The sequence below is a fragment of the Flavobacterium cheongpyeongense genome (assembly GCF_003202435.1).
Lineage (GTDB): Bacteria > Bacteroidota > Bacteroidia > Flavobacteriales > Flavobacteriaceae > Flavobacterium > Flavobacterium cheongpyeongense.
The window spans coordinates 1-243 of sequence record NZ_QJHK01000076.1; the positions used below are offsets into that span (position 1 = coordinate 1).

The 243-nt window shown below is 50.2% G+C and carries 1 protein-coding gene; it reads right to left on the reverse strand.

Going from position 1 to position 243, the window contains the following annotated elements:
* A partial coding sequence (locus DMB65_RS22285) for an Ig-like domain-containing protein (RefSeq protein WP_165835019.1) occupies positions 1-243 on the reverse strand: 243 nt, incomplete at both ends.

Below are 243 nucleotides of genomic sequence, written 5' to 3' on the forward strand. Positions count from 1 at the left end.
TTAACGCTGTGCCGTTGATGCTGGTGATGCTTAATGTATCCCCATCTGTATCGGTATCTAAGCTTAACGGGGTCAGGGTTACGGTGCCTTCTTCGGCTACGGTATAGTTGTCGTTTACGGCTACCGGTGCATCGTTGGCAGGACTTACGCTAATCAATTCATTGGCGGTAGCGGTGGCTGTACCGTCGGTTATCACATAAGGGATGCTTACCGATCCGTTATAGTTGGCTGAGGGAGTGAAAC